General features: G+C 69.0%; 23 protein-coding genes and 1 pseudogene. 16 read left to right on the top strand and 8 right to left on the bottom strand.

Annotated elements, in window-relative coordinates:
- Positions 1–191 precede the first annotated feature (191 nt).
- The 11 genes from WEB06_10825 to WEB06_10875 all read left to right on the top strand — a co-directional run bounded on the left by WEB06_10825 (position 192) and on the right by WEB06_10875 (position 8237).
- Positions 192–1346 carry a hypothetical protein gene (locus tag WEB06_10825; protein ID MEX2556115.1) on the top strand — a complete coding sequence of 385 codons (1155 nt, stop codon included), beginning with the start codon at positions 192–194 and terminating at the stop codon, positions 1344–1346.
- Positions 1347–1355: 9 nt separating this feature from the next.
- Positions 1356–2453: a fructose-1,6-bisphosphate aldolase/phosphatase gene (gene fbp, locus WEB06_10830; GenBank protein MEX2556116.1), complete on the top strand. Its 1098-nt coding sequence runs from the start codon at positions 1356–1358 to the stop codon at positions 2451–2453.
- A gap of 18 nt (positions 2454–2471) precedes the next feature.
- Positions 2472–2612, top strand: a complete 141-nt coding sequence (locus tag WEB06_10835; GenBank protein MEX2556117.1) for a hypothetical protein — start codon at positions 2472–2474, stop codon at positions 2610–2612.
- A gap of 34 nt (positions 2613–2646) precedes the next feature.
- The gene (locus WEB06_10840; GenBank protein ID MEX2556118.1) at positions 2647–3135 is read left to right on the top strand and encodes a YbaK/EbsC family protein; all 489 of its coding nucleotides are present in this window, start codon (positions 2647–2649) and stop codon (positions 3133–3135) included.
- 45 nt (positions 3136–3180) lie between these two features.
- Complete coding sequence (locus tag WEB06_10845) at positions 3181–4350, top strand: GAF domain-containing sensor histidine kinase (protein ID MEX2556119.1); 1170 nt, start codon at positions 3181–3183, stop codon at positions 4348–4350.
- Positions 4351–4503: 153 nt separating this feature from the next.
- On the top strand, positions 4504–4689 hold the full coding sequence (locus WEB06_10850; protein MEX2556120.1) for a hypothetical protein: 186 nt from the start codon (positions 4504–4506) through the stop codon (positions 4687–4689).
- 25 nt (positions 4690–4714) lie between these two features.
- A complete protein-coding gene (locus WEB06_10855) occupies positions 4715–6049 on the top strand; it encodes a nicotinate phosphoribosyltransferase (protein ID MEX2556121.1) in 1335 nt (444 codons plus the stop codon).
- Positions 6050–6137: 88 nt separating this feature from the next.
- On the top strand, positions 6138–7043 hold the full coding sequence (locus WEB06_10860) for a hypothetical protein (GenBank protein ID MEX2556122.1): 906 nt from the start codon (positions 6138–6140) through the stop codon (positions 7041–7043).
- A complete protein-coding gene (locus WEB06_10865) occupies positions 7003–7488 on the top strand; it encodes an adenosine-specific kinase (GenBank protein ID MEX2556123.1) in 486 nt (161 codons plus the stop codon). Before WEB06_10860 ends, WEB06_10865 begins: the two co-directional genes overlap by 41 nt.
- Before the next feature lie 16 nt (positions 7489–7504).
- A complete protein-coding gene (locus WEB06_10870) occupies positions 7505–7714 on the top strand; it encodes a DUF1918 domain-containing protein (GenBank protein MEX2556124.1) in 210 nt (69 codons plus the stop codon).
- Position 7715: 1 nt separating this feature from the next.
- Positions 7716–8237: an LOG family protein gene (locus WEB06_10875; protein ID MEX2556125.1), complete on the top strand. Its 522-nt coding sequence runs from the start codon at positions 7716–7718 to the stop codon at positions 8235–8237.
- A 69-nt stretch (positions 8238–8306) separates the two neighbouring features.
- Here the strand turns inward: WEB06_10875 and WEB06_10880 are convergent, their stop codons facing one another.
- From WEB06_10880 to WEB06_10890, 3 genes are read right to left on the bottom strand one after another with little or no spacing between them, the layout of a single operon-like run.
- Positions 8307–8603, bottom strand: a complete 297-nt coding sequence (locus WEB06_10880) for a hypothetical protein (GenBank protein ID MEX2556126.1) — start codon at positions 8601–8603, stop codon at positions 8307–8309.
- A gap of 5 nt (positions 8604–8608) precedes the next feature.
- Positions 8609–9076, bottom strand: a complete 468-nt coding sequence (locus tag WEB06_10885; GenBank protein MEX2556127.1) for an OsmC family protein — start codon at positions 9074–9076, stop codon at positions 8609–8611.
- Positions 9073–9450 (bottom strand): carboxymuconolactone decarboxylase family protein, encoded by a 378-nt coding sequence (locus WEB06_10890; protein ID MEX2556128.1) that lies wholly within the window; start codon positions 9448–9450, stop codon positions 9073–9075. The genes WEB06_10885 and WEB06_10890 overlap by 4 nt, the downstream gene beginning before the upstream one ends.
- Before the next feature lie 340 nt (positions 9451–9790).
- Here WEB06_10890 and WEB06_10895 point away from each other — a divergent pair, with 340 nt between their 5' ends.
- Positions 9791–10432, top strand: coding sequence for a CBS domain-containing protein (locus tag WEB06_10895; protein ID MEX2556129.1), 642 nt, complete (start codon positions 9791–9793; stop codon positions 10430–10432).
- Between the two features lie 9 nt (positions 10433–10441).
- On the opposite strand, the gene WEB06_10900 is transcribed toward WEB06_10895, so the two are convergent.
- Together WEB06_10900 and WEB06_10905 are read right to left on the bottom strand one after the other, a co-directional pair.
- Complete coding sequence (locus tag WEB06_10900) at positions 10442–10702, bottom strand: phosphopantetheine-binding protein (GenBank protein ID MEX2556130.1); 261 nt, start codon at positions 10700–10702, stop codon at positions 10442–10444.
- Positions 10699–11005, bottom strand: a pseudogene (locus WEB06_10905) (2-oxo acid dehydrogenase subunit E2). The gene WEB06_10900 and the pseudogene WEB06_10905 overlap by 4 nt, the downstream one beginning before the upstream one ends.
- A 268-nt stretch (positions 11006–11273) precedes the next feature.
- Between WEB06_10905 and WEB06_10910 the strand changes: the two are divergent.
- Positions 11274–11708 carry a CBS domain-containing protein gene (locus WEB06_10910; protein MEX2556131.1) on the top strand — a complete coding sequence of 145 codons (435 nt, stop codon included), beginning with the start codon at positions 11274–11276 and terminating at the stop codon, positions 11706–11708.
- Between the two features lie 413 nt (positions 11709–12121).
- On the opposite strand, the gene WEB06_10915 is transcribed toward WEB06_10910, so the two are convergent.
- Complete coding sequence (locus tag WEB06_10915) at positions 12122–12553, bottom strand: CBS domain-containing protein (protein MEX2556132.1); 432 nt, start codon at positions 12551–12553, stop codon at positions 12122–12124.
- Positions 12540–12908 carry a cupin domain-containing protein gene (locus WEB06_10920; protein ID MEX2556133.1) on the bottom strand — a complete coding sequence of 123 codons (369 nt, stop codon included), beginning with the start codon at positions 12906–12908 and terminating at the stop codon, positions 12540–12542. The genes WEB06_10915 and WEB06_10920 overlap by 14 nt, the downstream gene beginning before the upstream one ends.
- A gap of 914 nt (positions 12909–13822) precedes the next feature.
- On the opposite strand from WEB06_10920, the gene WEB06_10925 reads away from it, so the two are divergent.
- Positions 13823–14056: a cation transporting ATPase C-terminal domain-containing protein gene (locus WEB06_10925; GenBank protein MEX2556134.1), complete on the top strand. Its 234-nt coding sequence runs from the start codon at positions 13823–13825 to the stop codon at positions 14054–14056.
- A 10-nt stretch (positions 14057–14066) separates the two neighbouring features.
- On the opposite strand, the gene WEB06_10930 is transcribed toward WEB06_10925, so the two are convergent.
- Positions 14067–15173, bottom strand: a complete 1107-nt coding sequence (locus WEB06_10930) for a site-2 protease family protein (GenBank protein ID MEX2556135.1) — start codon at positions 15171–15173, stop codon at positions 14067–14069.
- 268 nt (positions 15174–15441) lie between these two features.
- On the opposite strand from WEB06_10930, the gene WEB06_10935 reads away from it, so the two are divergent.
- Together WEB06_10935 and WEB06_10940 are read left to right on the top strand one after the other, a co-directional pair.
- On the top strand, positions 15442–17412 hold the full coding sequence (locus WEB06_10935) for a glycosyl hydrolase family 65 protein (GenBank protein ID MEX2556136.1): 1971 nt from the start codon (positions 15442–15444) through the stop codon (positions 17410–17412).
- Positions 17409–18209, top strand: a complete 801-nt coding sequence (locus tag WEB06_10940) for a universal stress protein (GenBank protein MEX2556137.1) — start codon at positions 17409–17411, stop codon at positions 18207–18209. The genes WEB06_10935 and WEB06_10940 overlap by 4 nt, the downstream gene beginning before the upstream one ends.
- Positions 18210–18244: the final 35 nt, after the last annotated feature.

Raw genomic sequence — 18244 nt, forward strand, 5'->3', positions numbered from 1 at the left:
CATCCTGGCCTCACCGGCGACCCGGAGCCAGGGCCGGATGCCCCCTGCTCGCAGGGTCACGAGGCAGGCGCGGATGACGGAGCAGTCCGCGTCGATGGAGCCCGCAAAGGTCCCTGCGTCTCGGGGCCGCCCGACCCTCCCCCGGGCGGGGCTCGGCGCGGAGCATGTGTGTAGACGCCGGGGGTTACGCCATGCTGACGCAGGAGACGGTCGATCGCATCCGCCGCTTCAGGGGGAACTCGTTCCCCGTCCTGTCGGTGTACCTGAACCTCGGTCCCGACATCCGGGAATCTCGATCGGTGGGTGCCCGGCTGCGGGACATGCTCAGGCCCATCCGCGCCGCGACGGAATCGCTCGACCATCGGGCAGCGACTTCGCTCCGCAGGGACGTCGAGGCGGTCCTCGATCTCGAGAAGCGGATCGCGAAGGAGGTCGGCCACGGAGTGGCCGTCTTCTCATGCGCGGGTGTGGACTTCCTCGAATACCTGAGCCTGCCGCGCAAGCTGTGGGACGTCGCGATCGCAGACGCGAAGCCGTACATCCGGCCGCTCGACGCTCTCCTCGACGAGTTCCATCGGTACTGCGCGGTGATCGTGGATCGCCGGCGCGCGCGGATCTTCGAGTTCTACATGGGCGAGCTCGAAGCGTGGCATGAGACGGTGCAAGAGGGGAGGCGCATCAGCAATTTCGGTGGCTGGTACGGCCTTGCCGAGTATGGCGTCCGCCGCCACGCGGAGGAGGTCGCCCACCGCCATTACCGCGAGACCGCCACGGTCGTCGGCGAGCTGTTCGAGGAGCGCCGCTTCGACATGCTCATGCTCGGGGGCCACAAGGGGAGCGTGGAAGAGTTCTTGCCCTTCCTTCCCGCCTGGCTCGCCAAGCTCGTCGCGGGGACCTTCGTCTTGGACCCGCATACCGCAACTCCAGCCATCATCAGGGAACGCTGCACCAAGCTCGAAGAAGCCTACGAGCGATCGCTCGAACGCCAGGCCGTCGCCGAGCTGTTCGGTCGCGCGCGCCGTGCGCGGCTCGGAGTCGTCGGCCTCGGCCGCACCCTGGCCGCATCCAACGCCCGGGCGGTGGACGTTCTTCTCGCGGACGACGGCGCCACCGCTTCCGGCGTGGAGTGCGACGCGTGCGGGTGGCTCAGCCTCACCGGAGAGACTTGCCCGATCTGCGGCGCCGTCACACGCGCGAGCGCGGACGTCATAGACCAGATCGCCCGGCGGGTCATCGAAAACGGCGGCACCGTGGAGCACGTCTTCGCCGAGACGCCGCTGCGCGGCCATGTCGTGGGAGCGTTGCTGCGCTTCCCGATCCCGGATCCAACCGGCAAGAAGCGATAGGAGGCTGCCATGGAGATCACGCTGTCGATCATCAAGGCCGACACCGGCGGGTTCGTCGGTCACACCGAGGTCCACCCCGACATGATCAAGGTCGCGACCGAGCGTGCGGCCGGCGCGGTCGAGACCGGACTGCTGATCGACGCGCAGGTCAATCGCGTCGGCGACGACCTCGCGCTCATCATGACGCACACGCGCGGCGCCGACAGCCGGTTGGTGCACGAGTTCGCCTGGCAAGTGTTCCTGGCAACGACCGAGGTCGCGAAGGGCCTCGGCCTCTACGGGGCGGGACAGGACCTGCTTTCGGACGCCTTCAGCGGGAACCTGCGTGGGATGGGTCCGGGCTACGCGGAGATGGTCTTCGAGGAGCGTCAGAGCGAGCCCGTGGTCATCTTCCTCGCCGACAAGACCGAGCCGGGTGCCTTCAACTATCCGCTGGCCAAGATGTTCGCCGACCCGTTCGCGAGCTCCGGCCTCGTGATCGACACCAAGATGCACGACGGATTCGCGTTCGAGGTACTCGACCTAAAGGCAAGTCAGGTCGTTCGACTGGAGACGCCGGAGGACTATTACGACCTGCTGATGCTGATCGGCGCGCCGCACCGGTACGTGATCCGGCGGATCTGGTCGCGTGCGCTCAACATCGTCGCCGCGGCGACCTCGACGCAACGGCTGTCGCTCATCGCCGGGCGCTACGTCGGCAAGGACGATCCGGTGATGGCGGTTCGCTGCCAGAGCGGGCTACCCGCGGTCGGCGAGGTGCTCGACCCGTTCGCGTTCCCGCACCTCGTCGGCGGGTGGATGCGCGGGTCGCACTTCGGGCCGCTGATGCCGACGTCGGTCGAGGATGCGACGCCGTCGCGTTTCGACGGGCCGCCCCGCATCGTCGCGCTCGGCTTCCAGATCCACGAGGGGCACCTGGTCGGTCCGCGCGACATGTTCGGGGACCCGGGGTTCGATCGGGCTCGGCAGACCGCGCTCGAGGCAGCCGACTACATGAGGCGCATGGGCCCCTTCGAGCCGCACCGGCTCGGCCTTGACGAGCTCGAATACACGACGATGCCGGAGCTCATGAAGCGCTTACAGGCCCGGTGGCAGCCGGAAACCTGAACGAGGGAGGTGAGCGGGATGAACGTCAAGAGATGGATCGCGATCCTGGCGGCTGCCGCAGCCGCGTTAGCGATCCTCCGGTGGTGGGATCGCCGGCGGAAGGCCGAAGAAGACCTCGGGTTCGAAGCCGAGGGGCGGAGGGCGGCGGAAGCCGCGTGACGCTGGAGCATCACAACGACAGAAGGGAGGTGTCATGTCTACCGTCACCGAGTACCTCGCTGATCGTGAGGTTGAGTTCCTGGCCTTCGATCACACGCGCACGGAGACGGCGATCCAGGAGGCGCGGACGCTCGGCGTGGCTTCCGGGGAGGTGGCGAAGACGATCGTGCTCGACACGTCGGTGGGGCACGCGCTCGCGGTGATCCCCGCGTCGCGGCGTCTCGACACGAAGCGCGCCGCCGACGCGATGGGAGACCGGCACGTGAGGCTCGCCACCGAGGCGGAGATCGCGAAGGACTTCGCAGACTACCAACTCGGCGCGATCCCCCCGCTCGCCGGGTTGCTTGGGATCCCGCTCTACGTCGACGAAGAGCTTGCCCGTCACGAGAGCGTCGTCTTCGCGTCGGGAAAGCAGACGGAGTCGGTGAAGATGCGCACGGCGGACCTGCTCGCGGATCAGAAGGTCACGATCGTGCCCCTGTGCGAGCGCGAGGCGACCTTCGACGAGGACTGGATGGAGTAAGTCACCGGTCCGGAGAGGATTGGATGGTGCAGGCGCACGCCGGGCTTGCGCGTCCTGACGGCACCGTTCGACGCTCTCAAATCGGGCAAAGCGTCCCCAGGTCGGCCATGGGAGCTGCTTGCCCCGGCCTGTAGAATCGTCGCTGCGCAAGCGCGGAGGATTCATGGCGGATCGGCTGGGGGCCTCGTCCGCATCGTCGCGCGGCGGAGCCGCACGCTGGTCGACGCATCCGTCGCGAGCGTCGTGACCCCGGAGCTCGGGGACGAGTTGCTCGTCGTGAGGGTGGCCGACGGCGAGCACGCGTCGGAGCTCGAGGGCATGCGCTTCCCAGCGAACGAGTCGATCTCCGGAGTGGTCATGCGCTCACAGGAGACGCTGATCCTCACCGACGTGTCTGCCGACCCCCGGGTGCATCAGCCTGTCGTGAAGACGGCCTCGGTCGGTCCCGCGATCTTCGCCCCGCTCGCCGTCGCGGATCGCGTCTTCGGCACCCTTCTGATCGGGCGCCCCGTGGAGGCGCAGCCGTTTCTCGACGAGGAGCGTTCGGTGATCGAGCTGTTCGCCTCGCAGGCGGCGATCGCTCTGGAGCATGCGCGCTTCCAGAACGAGCTCCACCGGCTGGCCGTGCTCGAGGATCGCGAGCGCATCGGCCGCGAGCTGCACGACGGCGCCATCCAGTCGCTGTTCGCGGCCGGCATGAAGCTCCAGTCGGCCGTCAGTGCCGGCGGCGCCGACGCCTGGCAGCGCGTCGAGCAGGCGGTGGGCGACATCGACCACGTCATCGGGGACCTGAGGAGCTACATCTTCGGCCTGCGGCCCGGAGTTGCGGCGCGGGCCGGGACCGCCGAGGCGCTGCGCCGGCTGGGACAGGAGCTGCAGGACAGCTCGGGCGTCGTCGCGGTCATCGACATCGATCCCGAGGCGGCGGCCCGGATCGAGCCGGCCGACCACGTCGTGCAGTTCGTGCGCGAGGCCCTGTCGAACGTGGGACGGCACGCGCGCGCGACCACCTGCAGGCTCTTCGTCGGCAGGGTCGGCGACGGCGTGCTGGTCGAGATCGATGACGACGGCGACGGGTTCCACCCGGACGACCGGATTGGGGCGGGGCAGGGGCTCCCGAACCTTCATGAGCGCGCCGCCGCCCTCGGAGCCAGGCTCGAGATCGACTCCGGTCCAGGCAGGGGGACGACGGTCCGAGCGACGATTCCCGGCTGACCCCGGTCGCCCGGCCGGCCGTCGGACCTCTCCGTGAGGGGCTCTTGGCCCCTATCCGCCCTTTGGCCCGCGGACGAGACTGAACCCGACGGACGAGATGAAGACACACGTCAAGGACGCGCCCGCGAGAGCGGGGGAGGAGAGGAGGACGTCATGGCAACCGCCACCAAGACGAAGCGGACGGCGAAGAAGCCGGCCGGAGCCGAAGTCGGCAAGAAGGTCCTGACCGCCGCGTTCGGCGCGCTCGAGACAGCCGGCAGGCGGATCACGAAGTTCGCCCACGAGAGCAAGAAAAAGCTCTCGACGAACGGACACAAGACGAAGGCGAAGGCTACGTAGCCGACCCGGAGACCGGAGCTCGCCGATGCCGGGAGCGCTTCTCACCGATCTCTACGAGCTGACGATGGCGGCGAGCTACCTCCGCCGCGGGATGGAGGGGCCGGCCATGTTCAGCCTGTTCGCGCGCCGCCTCCCCGCGAACCGTGGCTTCCTCGTCGCCACCGGCCTCGAAGATTGCCTGACGTTCCTCGAGTCCTTCTCGTTCGAGGACGCCGACATCGAATACTTGCGGCGGTCTCAGGGATTCGACGAGGCGACGCTGCGTGCGTTCCGGGAGATGCGGTTCACCGGCGACGTGTGGGCCGTGCCCGAGGGCCGCGTCGTCTTCGCCGACGAGCCGCTGGTCGAGGTGACCGGTCCGATCGCCGAAGCCCAGCTCGTCGAAACGGTCCTGCTGAACCACATCACGTTCCAGACGACGGTGGCGACGAAGGCCGCGCGCTGCGTGCTGGCCGCGCGCGGCAGGGATCTGGTCGACTTCTCCTTCCGCCGCACGCACGGAATCGAGGCGGGGATGGCCGTCGCGCGCGCCTCCGCGATGGTCGGCTTCGTCGCGACGAGCAACGTCGAAGCCGCACGGCGCTACGGGCTTCGCGCGGCGGGAACGATGGCCCACTCCTACGTGGAAGCCTTCCCGCTCGAGATCGAGGCGTTCCGCGCCTTCGCGGAGGACTTCCCCGACCGGACGACGTTCCTGGTCGATACCTACGACACGCCGGCGGGCGTGCGCGCGGCCGCTCGTGTGATCGTGGAGCTCGGACTGACCGAACGGCTCGCCGTGCGGCTCGACAGTGGCGACCTTGCCGCTCTCGCGCGAGAGGCCCGGCGCATCCTCGACGAGGCCGGCCTGCCCTCGTGTCGCATCCTCGCCAGCGGGGGGCTCGACGAGTACGACATCGACGAGATGCTGGCCGGCGGCGCGCCGATCGATGCCTTCGGCGTCGGCACCAAGTTGGGAACCTCCGCCGACGCGGCGTCGCTCGACTCGGCCTACAAGCTCGTGCAGTACGGCGACCGGCCGGTGCTGAAGCTCTCCTCCGGCAAGGCGACCGCCCCCGGCCCCAAGCAGGTCTTCCGCGCCGAGGGCATGCGCGACGTCGTCGCGTTGCGCTCGGAGCCTGCGCCCCCCGGCGCGCGTGCGCTCCTCGAGCCGGTGATGCGGCGCGGCCGGCGCCTCGGGCCGCCTGGGACGATCACGGCGGCACGGGAGCGATTCGAGGCGGATCTGGCGACGCTGCCCCCGGACGCTCGGCGCCTCCGGGATCCGGACCCACCGAGGGCCCGGTTCTCCGAGGCGCTGCTCGATCTGACCGCGGTCCTGAAGCAGCGAGCCGCCGAGAGTGCGGACTTGCCCGGGTAGCTCGAGCCGCCCCGACGGGTCACGGCGCCCCCCGGCTCCGGGCCCTTCGACCCTAGGTGGGAACGCTGGGCGCGGGAACGATGGACGCATGGAATTCGCGCTGCCGACCGCCCTGGCCGCCCTGGTCCTGATCCTTCTGTACTGGCGCGCGTGCCGGCACGGCCGCCGAACTGCGGCGCCCGGGCTGGAGGCGAGGCCTGCGGCGCGCGTGACGGTCGTGCTCGACGTGGGGGACGCCGAGCCGGGAAGCGAGAGCGTGCGCAGGCTGGTCCACGAGGCGGCCTCGCGTGCGCGCGCCGGCCGTCCGGAGATCACCGAGATCGAGGTCCTCGGCCGGACCGGGAAGCTGCTCGAACGCGTCTCCTCCGCCCCTCCGGAGCAACACCTGGTGAGCTTCCCGTCGATATCCCTGCTCGAACCGCGCGCGCGCCATCGAACGCCGGAGCCGCCAGGTGGACTGGAGGACGAGCTGCACCCCACGGTGATCCCGCGGTTCGAGCCTCGTGAGCGGCCGGCGCCGAAGCGCCCCCTCGCGGATTCCTTCGACCTGCCCGAACCGGTGCAAAGCCGGATCCGGGACCGGGATGATCCGATCGACATCGTGCGCGCGATCCTCGATGCGGCGGGCTTGCGCGTCGAGGTGGCGGGGGACGTCGTGCAGAGCGGCGACACGGCGATCGTGGTTCTGCCGCACACGCACGAGTATCCAGCGGATGCGCTGAATCATGCCTTCTTGCGGTTCCGCGAGAGCGGCGCCTTATCGGGGTTCGTCGTGAGTCTCGGCCTCATGGATCCGGGTGACGTGCGCAGGAGGGAGTTGCTCGCGCCCGAGTTCCGCCACGCGGGCCGTGAAGCGATCCAGCGGATGGGCGACGCCGTGGCGGTCGGATCGAACCCGCTCGCGTTCGCCTTCGGGCCGGCCGTCCTTCCCGAAGCCGTCAAGCAGGGAGGAAATGGTGGAGACGTTCACGGTCGCGGTCGACAAGCCGGATGACCTCAACGTCATCCTCGGCCAGGCGCATTTCATCAAGACGGTCGAGGATCTCTACGAGGCGCTCGCGGGGAGTTCGCCGCACCTCAAGTTCGGCCTCGCCTTCTGCGAGTCGTCGGGTCCGCGGCTGGTACGGCGCGCGGGCAATGACGCGGAACTCGTGGACCTAGCGGTACGCAACGCGCTCGCGATCGGTGCGGGACACAGCTTCGTCGTCTTCGTCCGCGAGGGATATCCGGTGAACGTGCTCAACCAGGTGAAGCTCGTGCCCGAGGTTTGCCGCATCTTCTGCGCCACCGCCAACCCGGTCGAGGTCGTGGTCGCCGAGACGGAGAGCCGGCGCGGGATCCTGGGCGTGATCGACGGAGCGGCGCCGCTCGGCGTCGAGACGGCGGAGGACGAGCGCGAGCGCAAGGAGCTGCTGCGCGCGATCGGCTACAAGCTCTGACCGAGAGGAGGAAGCGATGAAGGCGAAGGTAGGAGACCGGTTGGTCATCAAGGGACACCACATCGGGGAGCCCGTGCGCGACGGCGAGATCTTGGAGGTTCGGGGACCCGACGGGGGACCGCCGTATCTCGTCCGGTGGGAGGATGGCCATGTCGGGCTCGTCTTCCCAGGTTCGGACGCGGACGTCGAGCACTTCGAGAAGCACCCTGCGGCGGTTGCCCGCTGAGGTGAAGCAACCCCGCGTGACCGTGGCGCCTCCTGCGGTCCATCCGAAGACCCTCGACGAGGAGCTGCTTTCCTGGCCGCTCCCCGAGGCCGCCGCGGATGAACCGGAACGGGTCGCACGGATCTCGGCCGAGATCTCGCGGGGGTTCCGTATCCTGGCGCAGATCGGCCCGGCGGTGTTCATGTTCGGATCGACGCGGACCCCGGTCCGTCACCCCGACTACGCGTTCGCCCGCCAGGGGCCGGCCGAGATCAGCGGAGCAGGGTTCGCGATCATCACGGGAGCGGGACCCGGCATCATGGAAGCGGCGAACCGCGGCGCGCGCGACGCCGGGGCGCTCTCTGTCGGCCTCAACATCGAGCTCCCGGACCCCCAGCGAATCAACCCGTACGTGGACCTGGTCCTGAGCTTCCGCTATTTCTTCGCCCGCAAGCTCATGTTCGTGCGCTACGCGTCCGCGTTCGTCTTCTTCCCCGGCGGGTCCGACGCTGGATGCGCCAGCGGAACGGCGTCTCCTCGATGAGTTCCAGGGTGCCGGGCTTCGCGTGTGGCGCCGGGGCATCGGGGCGCGAGGCCGCCGGAGAGCCGGGGCTCACGGGTCCCGCCTCGCTTCCCTCCGCGCGAGGAGCCACGCGAGCGCGCGGCGGTCGGTCTGCAAGGCGACGCCGTAGGCGATCAGGCCGCAGCCTCTGACGTCAGGATCGTGGAAGAGGCAGGTCTCCTCGTCGCAAGTCGGATCGTCGAGGAGGCGGGTCGCCCAAACGCTCGTGGGATCCCACAGCTCCTTGCGCTCTAGCTTGCAGGCCGGGAACCCACCGCGCCGGGCGCCATCCGACCGAGCCTTGATCAGAGCGTCGCGCTCCCGGAGGACCTCCGCCGGTGAACGCATCCCAGTCACCTCGCCCGGGTGGGGTGTTCGTGCCATGCGCTTGCCTGCGCCGTTGCTAAGACGTGGATCGCCCCATCGACGTCGCAGACTGCGGCGAGGGTGTTGTAGATCGTTCCGTGCCCCTTGATGTTTCGGTGGAGCAAGTCGACCCGTTGCGCATCCTCATCGGTAACGATCGTCAACACGTAGCGGATTCTCGTCATGCGCGGTGGTGCGTCTTGGCGTTCGCTGGTGACGTGGATGCGGGCGTGCTCGTATCGGAACGGCAAGATCTCGGAGAAACGTTCGACGTTCTTCAGGATGCATGCGGCGAAGGCTGCCGTCATCAGGTCGGCTGGTCCGGGGAGATCCTGGGCTTGGGTCGCGGAGGCGTCGAACCGGATCGTCCTTCCGTTCGTGGTGGCCTGTGCGGCTCCGCCGCGCGTGGATTCAGCATCGACGTCGTAACGGTGCGGAGTCTGGGTGGGTGTCATGATGCGACTCCTGCGGTTTTGAGATGCTTGTCTTCGAACTGGTCGAGCGCCTCGAGCGCTTGGGCGCCGTAGACGAGGGCGGGGCCGCCGCCCATCATGACTGCTACGCCGATCGTCTCGAGCACTTCGTCGCGGCTGGCGCCGGCCTCGAGCGCGTCATGCACGTGGTAGGCCACGCAGCCGTCGCAGTGGGCGGTGATCGATATGCCGATGGAGATGAGTTCCTTGGTCTTGGTGTCGAGCGCGCCCGGGCGCAGCGATTCGGTGTGCAGGCGGAAGAAGCTTCCGATGGCTGCGGGAAGTTCTGCGCGCAGTTGTGCGATCAGCTCGTTGAGGTGCGCGTGGTAGGCGGGGAAGTCGGTGGTCTGGCTCATGACACACCTCCATGTGTGGTGCCCGTGGGCGAAGGGCTTCCTCGAAGATCGGTCGCCATCACGCACCTCCGGTGCGGCCGGACTCCTCCAGCCTCCCTCTCGCCTGCCGGGATCGGAAGGGTCCTTGGGCCCTGCTTGGGCGGGGCGTTCGAGCGCTCTGCCGCGCGAGTTCGCCGGGGCCGGCTCGCCACGGGGCCATCGACCCGGAGGAGGCGGGCCTGTCGCCCCTGAGAGCTACGGCCGGCCCCGGCTAGATTGAGGCTGTTCCGAGAGGTAGAGGAAAGCCTATGGAGGTGGACCAAAGCCACTCGGAACATCCATTTCAGCGTTTGGAGGGCCGATGCGAGCCAGGGAGATCATGACCGCCCCGGTCGTCACGGTGCGGCACGAGACTCCGGTCAAGGAAGCCGCGGCGCTCCTCGTGCAGCACGGCATCAACGCGATGCCGGTCACCGACGAGAAGACCGGCATCGTCGGCATCGTCTCAGAGCGTGACCTGCTCCCGCTGGAGACCGAACCGGATCCGCGTCTCCACGTCATCGTGCCGCGGAGCCGCCCGCACGTTCCCGCGACGGTCGCCGAGGTCATGACCCGGGAGGTCGTCACGATGGCGGAGGAATCGGACGTGGCCGACGTTGCGCGCGCGATGCTCGACGCGCACGTGAAGCAGGTCCCGATCGTCTCCTCGGGCAAGGTCGTCGGGATCATCGCGCGGCGGGATCTCCTGCGGATCCTTGCCCGCGACGACACGGCGATCGAGGCCGACGTGCAGGCGATGCTCGACGGGTCCACCGGGGTGATCGGAGCGTTCCGTGCCCGTGTCTCCGGCGGCGTCGTGACGCTCGACGGTCCGCCGGACGAGAGGGATCGGAGGCTCGCCGAACGGCTCGCGCGGTGCGTTCCCGGTGTGGTCGCCGCCGTCTTCGCCGACGAGTCGCCGCCGCCGGTGACCGCTCCACCGGCGAGGGCCGCCGGTAAGTAGTGGTCGGAGTTACGCCTCGGTCGCGGTAGCCAGCGCCGCGAAGATGTAGTCGATGCAGGCGTCGAGCGTTTCGATCTTCGGGTAATCGCGCTCCGGGACGTCCACGCTGATCTCCTGCTGGATCCCGGAGACGAAGTTGAGGAAGTCCATCGAGTCGAGGTCGAACTGCTCCTGCATCGACCGCCCCGGGTCGATCCCCTCGAGGTCGGCCTCAGGTGCGACCTGCCCGAGGATTCGCAGGACGGCTTGGCGGATCTCGTCTCTGGTCATAGGTGCTCCGGCTCCTGGAGGAGGTGGTCGATCGCCGCGAGGAACAGCCCTCCGCGATGCCCATCGCTCGCGGTGATCCGCGGAGAGCGTCGCGGTGACGATAGGCCGGGATCCGAGCAACCCCTCGTGGGCCCACGGCCGGTCGGCGATCCTCCCGAAGCCGACGAGCGACACTTGCGGTGGGTAGATGACGCCGAAGACGGTTTCCACCTCCTGCTCCCCGAGGTTGGTCACGGTGACCGTGGGGTCGGACATCTCGGAAGCGCGAAGGACGCCCGCGCGCGCACGCTGCACGAGATCGCTCCGTGTGGGAGGGAAGTGATGCGACGAACCGTTCGAGACGTCATGACGACCGAGGTGGTGCTCGCCCACGAAGCCTCACCGTTCAAGGAGCTCGTCCATCTGATGCAGTCCGCGGACGTCAGCGCTCTCCCCGTTGTGAACGAGACGGGCGAGCTGGTGGGGATCGTCTCGGAGGCGGATCTCCTCCGCAAGCAAACAGGTTGGCGACGAGCCCGCGCTGCTTCCGCGGGACCGTCGCAAGGCTGCCGCCCTGATCGCGGGGGAGCTGATGACGGCGCCGGTGGTTACGACGGATCCGGAAGCAACCCTGGCAGAGTCCGCCCGCCTGATGCACGAGCACGGCGTGAAGCGGCTCCCCGTGATCGACGGCGACGGCAAGCTCGTGGGGATCGTGAGCCGCAAGGATCTGCTGAAGATCTTCCTACGCGCTGATCGAGACATCCTGCGAGACGTCGTGCACGACGTCGTGGACCGGACGCTCTGGATGGGGCCGGAGGAGGCTGGGCTTCGTGTCGACGTCACACAAGGGATCGTGAGGTTCGAGGGAAAGGTCGACCGCCGCCGGGCGATCCGGATCCTGGTCGGACTCGCCTGGGGGATCGACGGCGTCGTCGGAGTCGATAACGCCCTCTCCTATCGCATCGACGACGAGATGATCCCGACCGGGTACGTCAGCCCATCAGAAGTGAAGCGCTCCTCGTAGGGATCGAGCACCGCTCGGCCGGGCGTCTCAGTCCACTCTCGAGAGGCTTCTGGCCCTGGCGGTTGACGCTCCGAACACGGGATGAAGCGTGATTAGCGGTCGCTTTCGCTCCAGAGGCAGCCGGATGATCCGTGCTTCCTTCGGGTACTCGGCTAGGCATACCTGGCAGAGCCCGTGCTCTATCGACCCCGCGCTCCTGCAACGATCGCAATCTACGAGCCGGCCCCTCACTCGTTCCTCCTTGGTAGAAGGCGCAGGTCACAGTACGAGCGGGCGCGCTGCTGGGGTGAGTGCCTGAGGTCCTCCCGGCTCAGGGCCGATCGGCCCTGGGACAGGCGTGGTCGCCGGCCCGATTGGACTACTTCCTCCAGAGATCGGACGGTTCCTCTCACCCGCCTCTGGGAGTCGCCCGGCTATGGACGGACCGCGGCCTGGATCTCCTTGCGAACCGCGTGTCCCAGCCGGCCGATCTGCTCGGCGAACGTCACGACAAGGTCGTCGAAGGAGACGACACCCGTCAGGTGCCCCTTCACGTCGAGCACAGGGAGCCGCCGCAAGCCCTTCTCGGCCATCTCGCTCGCGGCGGCGAACACGTCGGCGTTGTCGTAGAGGAACGCGACGTTGCGGGACATCACGCCCTCGACCGGCGCGCTCCCGTCAAGCCCTTCGGCGATGCCTCGAACGACCATGTCGCGGTCGGTCACGACGCCCTTCAGCGCGCCGTGCTCGTCGACAACCAGAACGCTGCCGACGTTGTCTTGCCGCATCGTTCGCGCAACCTCGACGATCGGGGCGGACGGCGAGCACGTCGTCGCGGGTCGGTGCTGAAGCTCACGAACATCCATCGGTCTTGCCTCCTTCGGCGGCTTCATCGGGCAGGATGAGATAGAAGAGCGTGCACCCCTCGATGCCTGCTCGAGCGCCGTGCTCGACACCGGCCGGGACGTGCGCATAGCTGCCCGCCCGGAGGTGATGACCGTCGAACATGCAACCCCCGCTCACCACCCACACGTGATGCGCGGCGCGACGGTGCTTGTGCGACTCGATCGACGCTCCCGGCTGTAGATGGAGTAGGGCCGCCCGCGCCTGCCCCTCGATCCACAGCACTCTCTCCCGAGCGTCGACGTGGTGCGCGAACGCCTCCCAGGGCAGCTCCTCCGCGATCGAGTGCTGCAGCACGATGGTCGTCGACCGTGCCATTCGGCTCACTCCTCAACATGGATCTTGTGGGAGGCCGCGCCTCGCTCCCAGGGCCGATCGGCCCCGCCGGTGCGGTCCGCGCGGCCCAGGTGCGCCGCGCTCCCTGCCTCCTACCGTGTTGTCCCAGGAGATCATGTTGAAGGCTGATCCCGCCCCTTCGGAGACGGCCGCCCGCGGCAGTCTCGTGCGAGCCGCCATGGCGACCACGGATGAGCTCACCCGGGAGCTCGGCACCACACGCCAGGGACTGAGCGCAGGCGAAGCCGCCGCACGCCTCGGCCGTCTCGGAGAGAACCGGCTGCCCCAAGCGCACGGCCCGAGCCTCCCGCGTCAATTCGCCGACCAGTTGACCCATTTCTTCGCGCTCATCCTCTGGGTCGCCGCCGGACTGGCCTTCATAGCGGGGATGCCCCAGCTCGCGTGGGCGATCATCGCGGTTGTTCTCATCAACGGCGCGTTCAGCTTGGCACACGAGTACCGAGCCGAGCGGGCCACCCGCGCGCTCTCCGCGCTCCTGCCCCGCATCGCGACCGTGCTGCGCGACGGACGGAAGACCTCGGTGGACGCCGCCTATCTCGTGCCCGGCGACGTCATCCTGGTTCGCGAGGGTGACCGGATCTCGGCCGATGCGCGGTTGATGCGCTCCGACGGGTTGAAGGTGGACAACTCCGCGCTCACCGGCGAGTCCGAACCCGTGCCGCGGAACGCGCAGACCGTTGCCGACCGCACGGAACCCCTCGAAGCGCCGAATCTGATCGCGACGCTTCCACTCGGAGCCGCGGTGTTCTTCGGATGGCGACCAGGTGAACCGCTTCCTTCGGAGGGCATCGCGCTCGCCACACTCTCGACCATGGTGTTCTCCGGGATCGTGCTCATGCAGATGGCCAACGCCTTCGAGTGCAGGAGCAACCCCCGTGTCGCTGTTCGCGATCCGGCCGCTCTCCAACCGGCTGCTCGTCGGGGCCGTGGCGACCGAGGCGATCGCCCTCGTGACGTTCGTCTACCTGCCGCCACTGCGGCGCGCGCTCGGACACCATGCGCTGTCGTGGAGACAGTGGGTCCCACTGATGGTCGCGCCTCTTATCCTGTTGGGCGCCGAGGAGACGCGGAAATGGATGGCGCGACGGCTGCGGGCCGGCTCACCCTGAGCGGTCGCGCTCAGGCGCTCGGGTGCCGCGCCGTGAGAACACGCATGAGATCGTCGCGACGCAACAGTCCGACTACCCGTCCGTCCTCGACGACGGCGGCCGCCTGCCGTCCGGACAGGAGCGAGCTCATGACCTCGCCTTCGATCGGATCCGCGGGCCCGAGCGTCGGCGCGGAACGGTCCGTGGCTTCCAGAGTCCGGCTTGCGGCCGAGCTCTCGGCGATGGCTTCGGCGTAGAGCATGCCGAAGTACACCCCTTGGGAGAGCACGGGGAAGTCACGCTGCGCCGAGTAGCGCATCTCATCGACGACGTTCGCGATCGGCATCCTCGCGTCCACGGTGAGCGGCTGATGGAGCATGACGTCGCGGGCACGCAGTCCGCGCGCGCGCGCGTGGATGACGGTCGCGACCTCCTCGGTCGAGGCTCCGAAGTACACGAACGCGCCGATGACGACGAGCCAGAAGTTCACGAACAGGCCGGCCATGACCATGACCCCTGCGAGAAGGCGTCCGATCGACGCGGCGCGCTTCGTCGCGGCCTCGAGATCCATACGACGTTCGAGGAGCGATCGAAGGACACGGCCGCCGTCGAGCGGGAAGGCGGGGAGGAGGTTGAATGTCCCGACGAGCAGGTTGAACCAGACGAGGCGGTGCACGAACGGCCCGTCGTACAGATCGATGGGGAGGAACGCGATGCCGGCGGCCGCGGCTCCCAGGGCCGCGATCACCGCGATCGCGTAGCTGGTTAACGGGCCGACGATCGCGATGGCGAGCTCGTCGCGCGGCGCCTCCGGCAGGTTCTCGAGCTTCGAGACGCCTCCGATCGGCAGCAGGACGATCGCTCGGACGAGCGCCCCTCTCTGGCGCGCCACGATGCTGTGCGCGAGCTCATGGGCCAGCACGCACGAAAAGATGATGACGAGCCACGCGAGTCCGCTCAGGGCGCCCGGTCCGTTCGGGCCTGCCGATCCCGCGGCGAAGAGCACGATGAGAACCAGGAACGTGACGTGGACCCGGATCTCGATCCCGGCGACCCGTCCGATCGGGAAGGATAGATCGCGCGCCGCTCCGCCCGGGCCCTTGCCCGGGGTCGTGCCTTGCCGGATCCGTTGCGCCATGCTCGTCCCAACCGGTTCCCGCCCAGCCTGACCGGTACCGAGTCGCGGAGGAAGGGTCGATCGGTCTCATCCTGTGGGGTCGAACGCCTCCGCTGAATCGCCCGACGGTCCTCCGCCCCTCCGAAGCCGGGCCGGAGGGCCCTGCCGATCCCGTCCGCGGAGGGCAACGATCGCAGAAGCGCCGGCCGAGCCGGCAGGTCCACGAGGGAGGCATAGCCATCGCCGCGATCGAGGTCGACCAAGCCCGGAAGGCCGAGGAGCGCATCGGATGAAGGCGACGACGCGCGCCCCCTCGCCCCCGGAGGTTGCCGGGCCGGCTCCCGCCCTGATCCCGACGGCCTCACTTCCCGACCGGACCTTTGAGGCGGTCGTCTTCGAGTGGGACGGAACCGCCGTTCCCGACCGCAACGCCGACGCGGGCGAGGTGCGCGCGCGCATCGAAGCGCTGTGCGCAACCGGCACCGAGATCGTTGTCGTCAGCGGCACGCACGTAGGAAACATCGACGGCCAGCTCGGCGCGCGGTCCGTGGGACCGGGCCGGTTGCACCTGTGCCTGAACCGCGGCTCGGAGGTCTTCCGCGTCGATCGTGAAGGGCCGCATCTCGTCTATCGACGGACGGCAAGTCCCGAAGAGGATGCCGCGCTCGATCGAGCAGCGGCGCTGACCGTCGAGCGCCTTCGTGCGCGGGGGCTGCGGGCGGAGATCGTCTCGCAAAGGCTGAACCGGCGGAAGATCGACCTCATCCCGGACGCCCGGACGGCCCTCGCGAAACTTCGCGATCTGGAGGCCATCGGGTTCGATCGCCTCCTGGCCGGGCATCGAGCCGAGTGGGCGGCTCGCTGGCGGGACGCTGACGTCACGATCGAAGGCGACGACGACGCGCAGCGCGCGGTCCGGTTCGCGCTCTTCCACCTCATGGCCTCGTCGGCCGGCGACGGGGAAGCCGCCGTGGGCGCGCGCGGCCTGAGCGGCCCGGCGTACGGCGGCCGCGTCTTCTGGGACGCCGAGGTGTTCGTGCTTGCGTTCCTCGCTGCGACGCACCCGGCTTCTGCGCGCGCGATGGTCGAGTACCGCATCCGCCGGCTCCCCGCTGCACGCCGCGAGGCGAAGAAGCGGCGGAACGAAGGCGCGCACTTCCCGTGGGAATCCGCCGACGATGGCACCGAGGTCGCTCCGCGTTTCGTGCGCCCTCCGGATGGCCGCATCGTGCCCATCCGCACGGGCGAGCACGTGGAGCATGTCACGGCCGACATCGCGTGGGCAGCCTGGCACTACGTGCAATGGACCGGAGACGAGGCGTTCCTCCGCGGTCCGGGCCGCATGCTGCTCACCGAGACCGCCCGCTACTGGGCCTCGTGGGTGCGCTTCGACCGCGCCGGACGAGCCCATCTCTACGGAGTGACCGGCCCCGATGAGTACCACGAGATCGTCGACGACAATGCCTACACCAACGTCATGGTGCGCTGGAATCTCGGCCGCGCCGCCGATCTGGTCGAGCGCGACGGGATCGGCGCCACGAGGGACGAGGCTTCGCGGTGGCGCCGGATCGCGGCCGCGCTGACCGACGGCTACGACACCGCAACGGGCGTCTACGAGCAGTTCGCCGGGTTCCGGCGTCTGGAGCCCGTCGTGATCTCGGAGCTCGCCGCCCGTCCGGTGGCCGCCGACGTGCTGCTCGGGCGAGAACGAGTTGCACGAGCACAGGTCATCAAGCAGGCGGATGTGCTCATGCTCCATCACCTCGCGCCAGGGGAGGTCACGCGCGGATCGTTCGAGCCCAACCTCGATTTCTACGAGCCACGCACCGCGCACGGCAGTTCGCTCTCGCCTGGTATCCATGCGGCGCTGCTCGCCCGAGCCGGCCGGACGGAGCGAGCACTGGAACTGTTCCGGATCGCGTGCCGGCTCGACCTCGACGACCTTACCGGGACGACCGCCGCCGGTCTCCACCTCGCGGCGATGGGTGGTGTCTGGCAGGCGCTTGCTTGCGGCTTCGCCGGGGTGCGCCCGGGCGGTCGCGCACTAACGCTCGATCCCCGGCTGCCCGAGACGTGGGACGCGCTCGGCCTTCGGCTGCGTTTCCGAGGCCGGCGCGTTGGGCTTCGGATCGAGCGTGACCGGATCGACATCGAATGCGATAGCAGCGTCCGCTTCATGCTACCCGGCGGGCGCCGTGTGACCGTGCGCCCTCCGGGGCTGCGGTTGGCGTACGAGGGGGAAGGATGGAGGGGGGAATGACCGTGAAGATCCTCGCGTGCATCGACGACAGTCCGTCCGCGCGGCCGGTCCTCGACACCGCGCGCGCCCTCGCGCGCGTTCTCAAGGCCGACGTGGAGGCGCTCCACGTACGGGAGAACGGCACGATGGCCGTGCAGCGGGATGCGCAGGCGGTAGACGTGCCGCTTCACGTGGAGTTGGGCGATCCCATCTCGATGATCGCCGGCGCCCTGAGAGAGGACCAGGTCCTGCTCGGAGTCCTCGGGACGAGGAGGGACGCAGTGGGGTGGAGACCGGCCGGGCACGTCGCGCTCGCCGTCGCCGAGGGCGCTTCGAAGCCGCTCGTGGTCGTGCCGCCTGACTTTCCGTCGCGTGCGCCCGAGGAAGTGAGAAGGCTGCTCGTGCCGCTCGACGGCACGCCCGAGGCGGCCACGGCGGTCCGGTCGTCCGTCCACGTGTTCGCCGGCTCCGGGGTCGAGGTCGTCGCGCTCCACGTTTTCGATCGGGAGCACGCGCCGCGGTTCATGGACCGCCCCGAGCACGACTTGGAGGTCTGGGCGGAGGAGTTCCTGGCACGTTACTGCGCGGAACCCGGCGCACGGGTCGAGATCCGCAGGGGAGAGGCGGGCGAGCAAGTCGTCGAGGTCGCGGAGTCGGCTCGAGTGGACATGATCGCCCTCGGCTGGTCGCAGGATCTCTCGCCCGGCCATGCCGCCGTGGTCCGAGATGTCCTGACGCGCGCCTGCGTCCCGATCATGCTCGTCCCCATCGCCGCCGCGCCCGTCGAGACAGAACGGATCGCCGCGGAGGCGACATGACCGCCGCGACGCCACCCCGTCTCCACCACGGGGTC

It is taken from the genome of Actinomycetota bacterium, assembly GCA_040905475.1.
Classification (GTDB): domain Bacteria; phylum Actinomycetota; class AC-67; order AC-67; family AC-67; genus DATFGK01.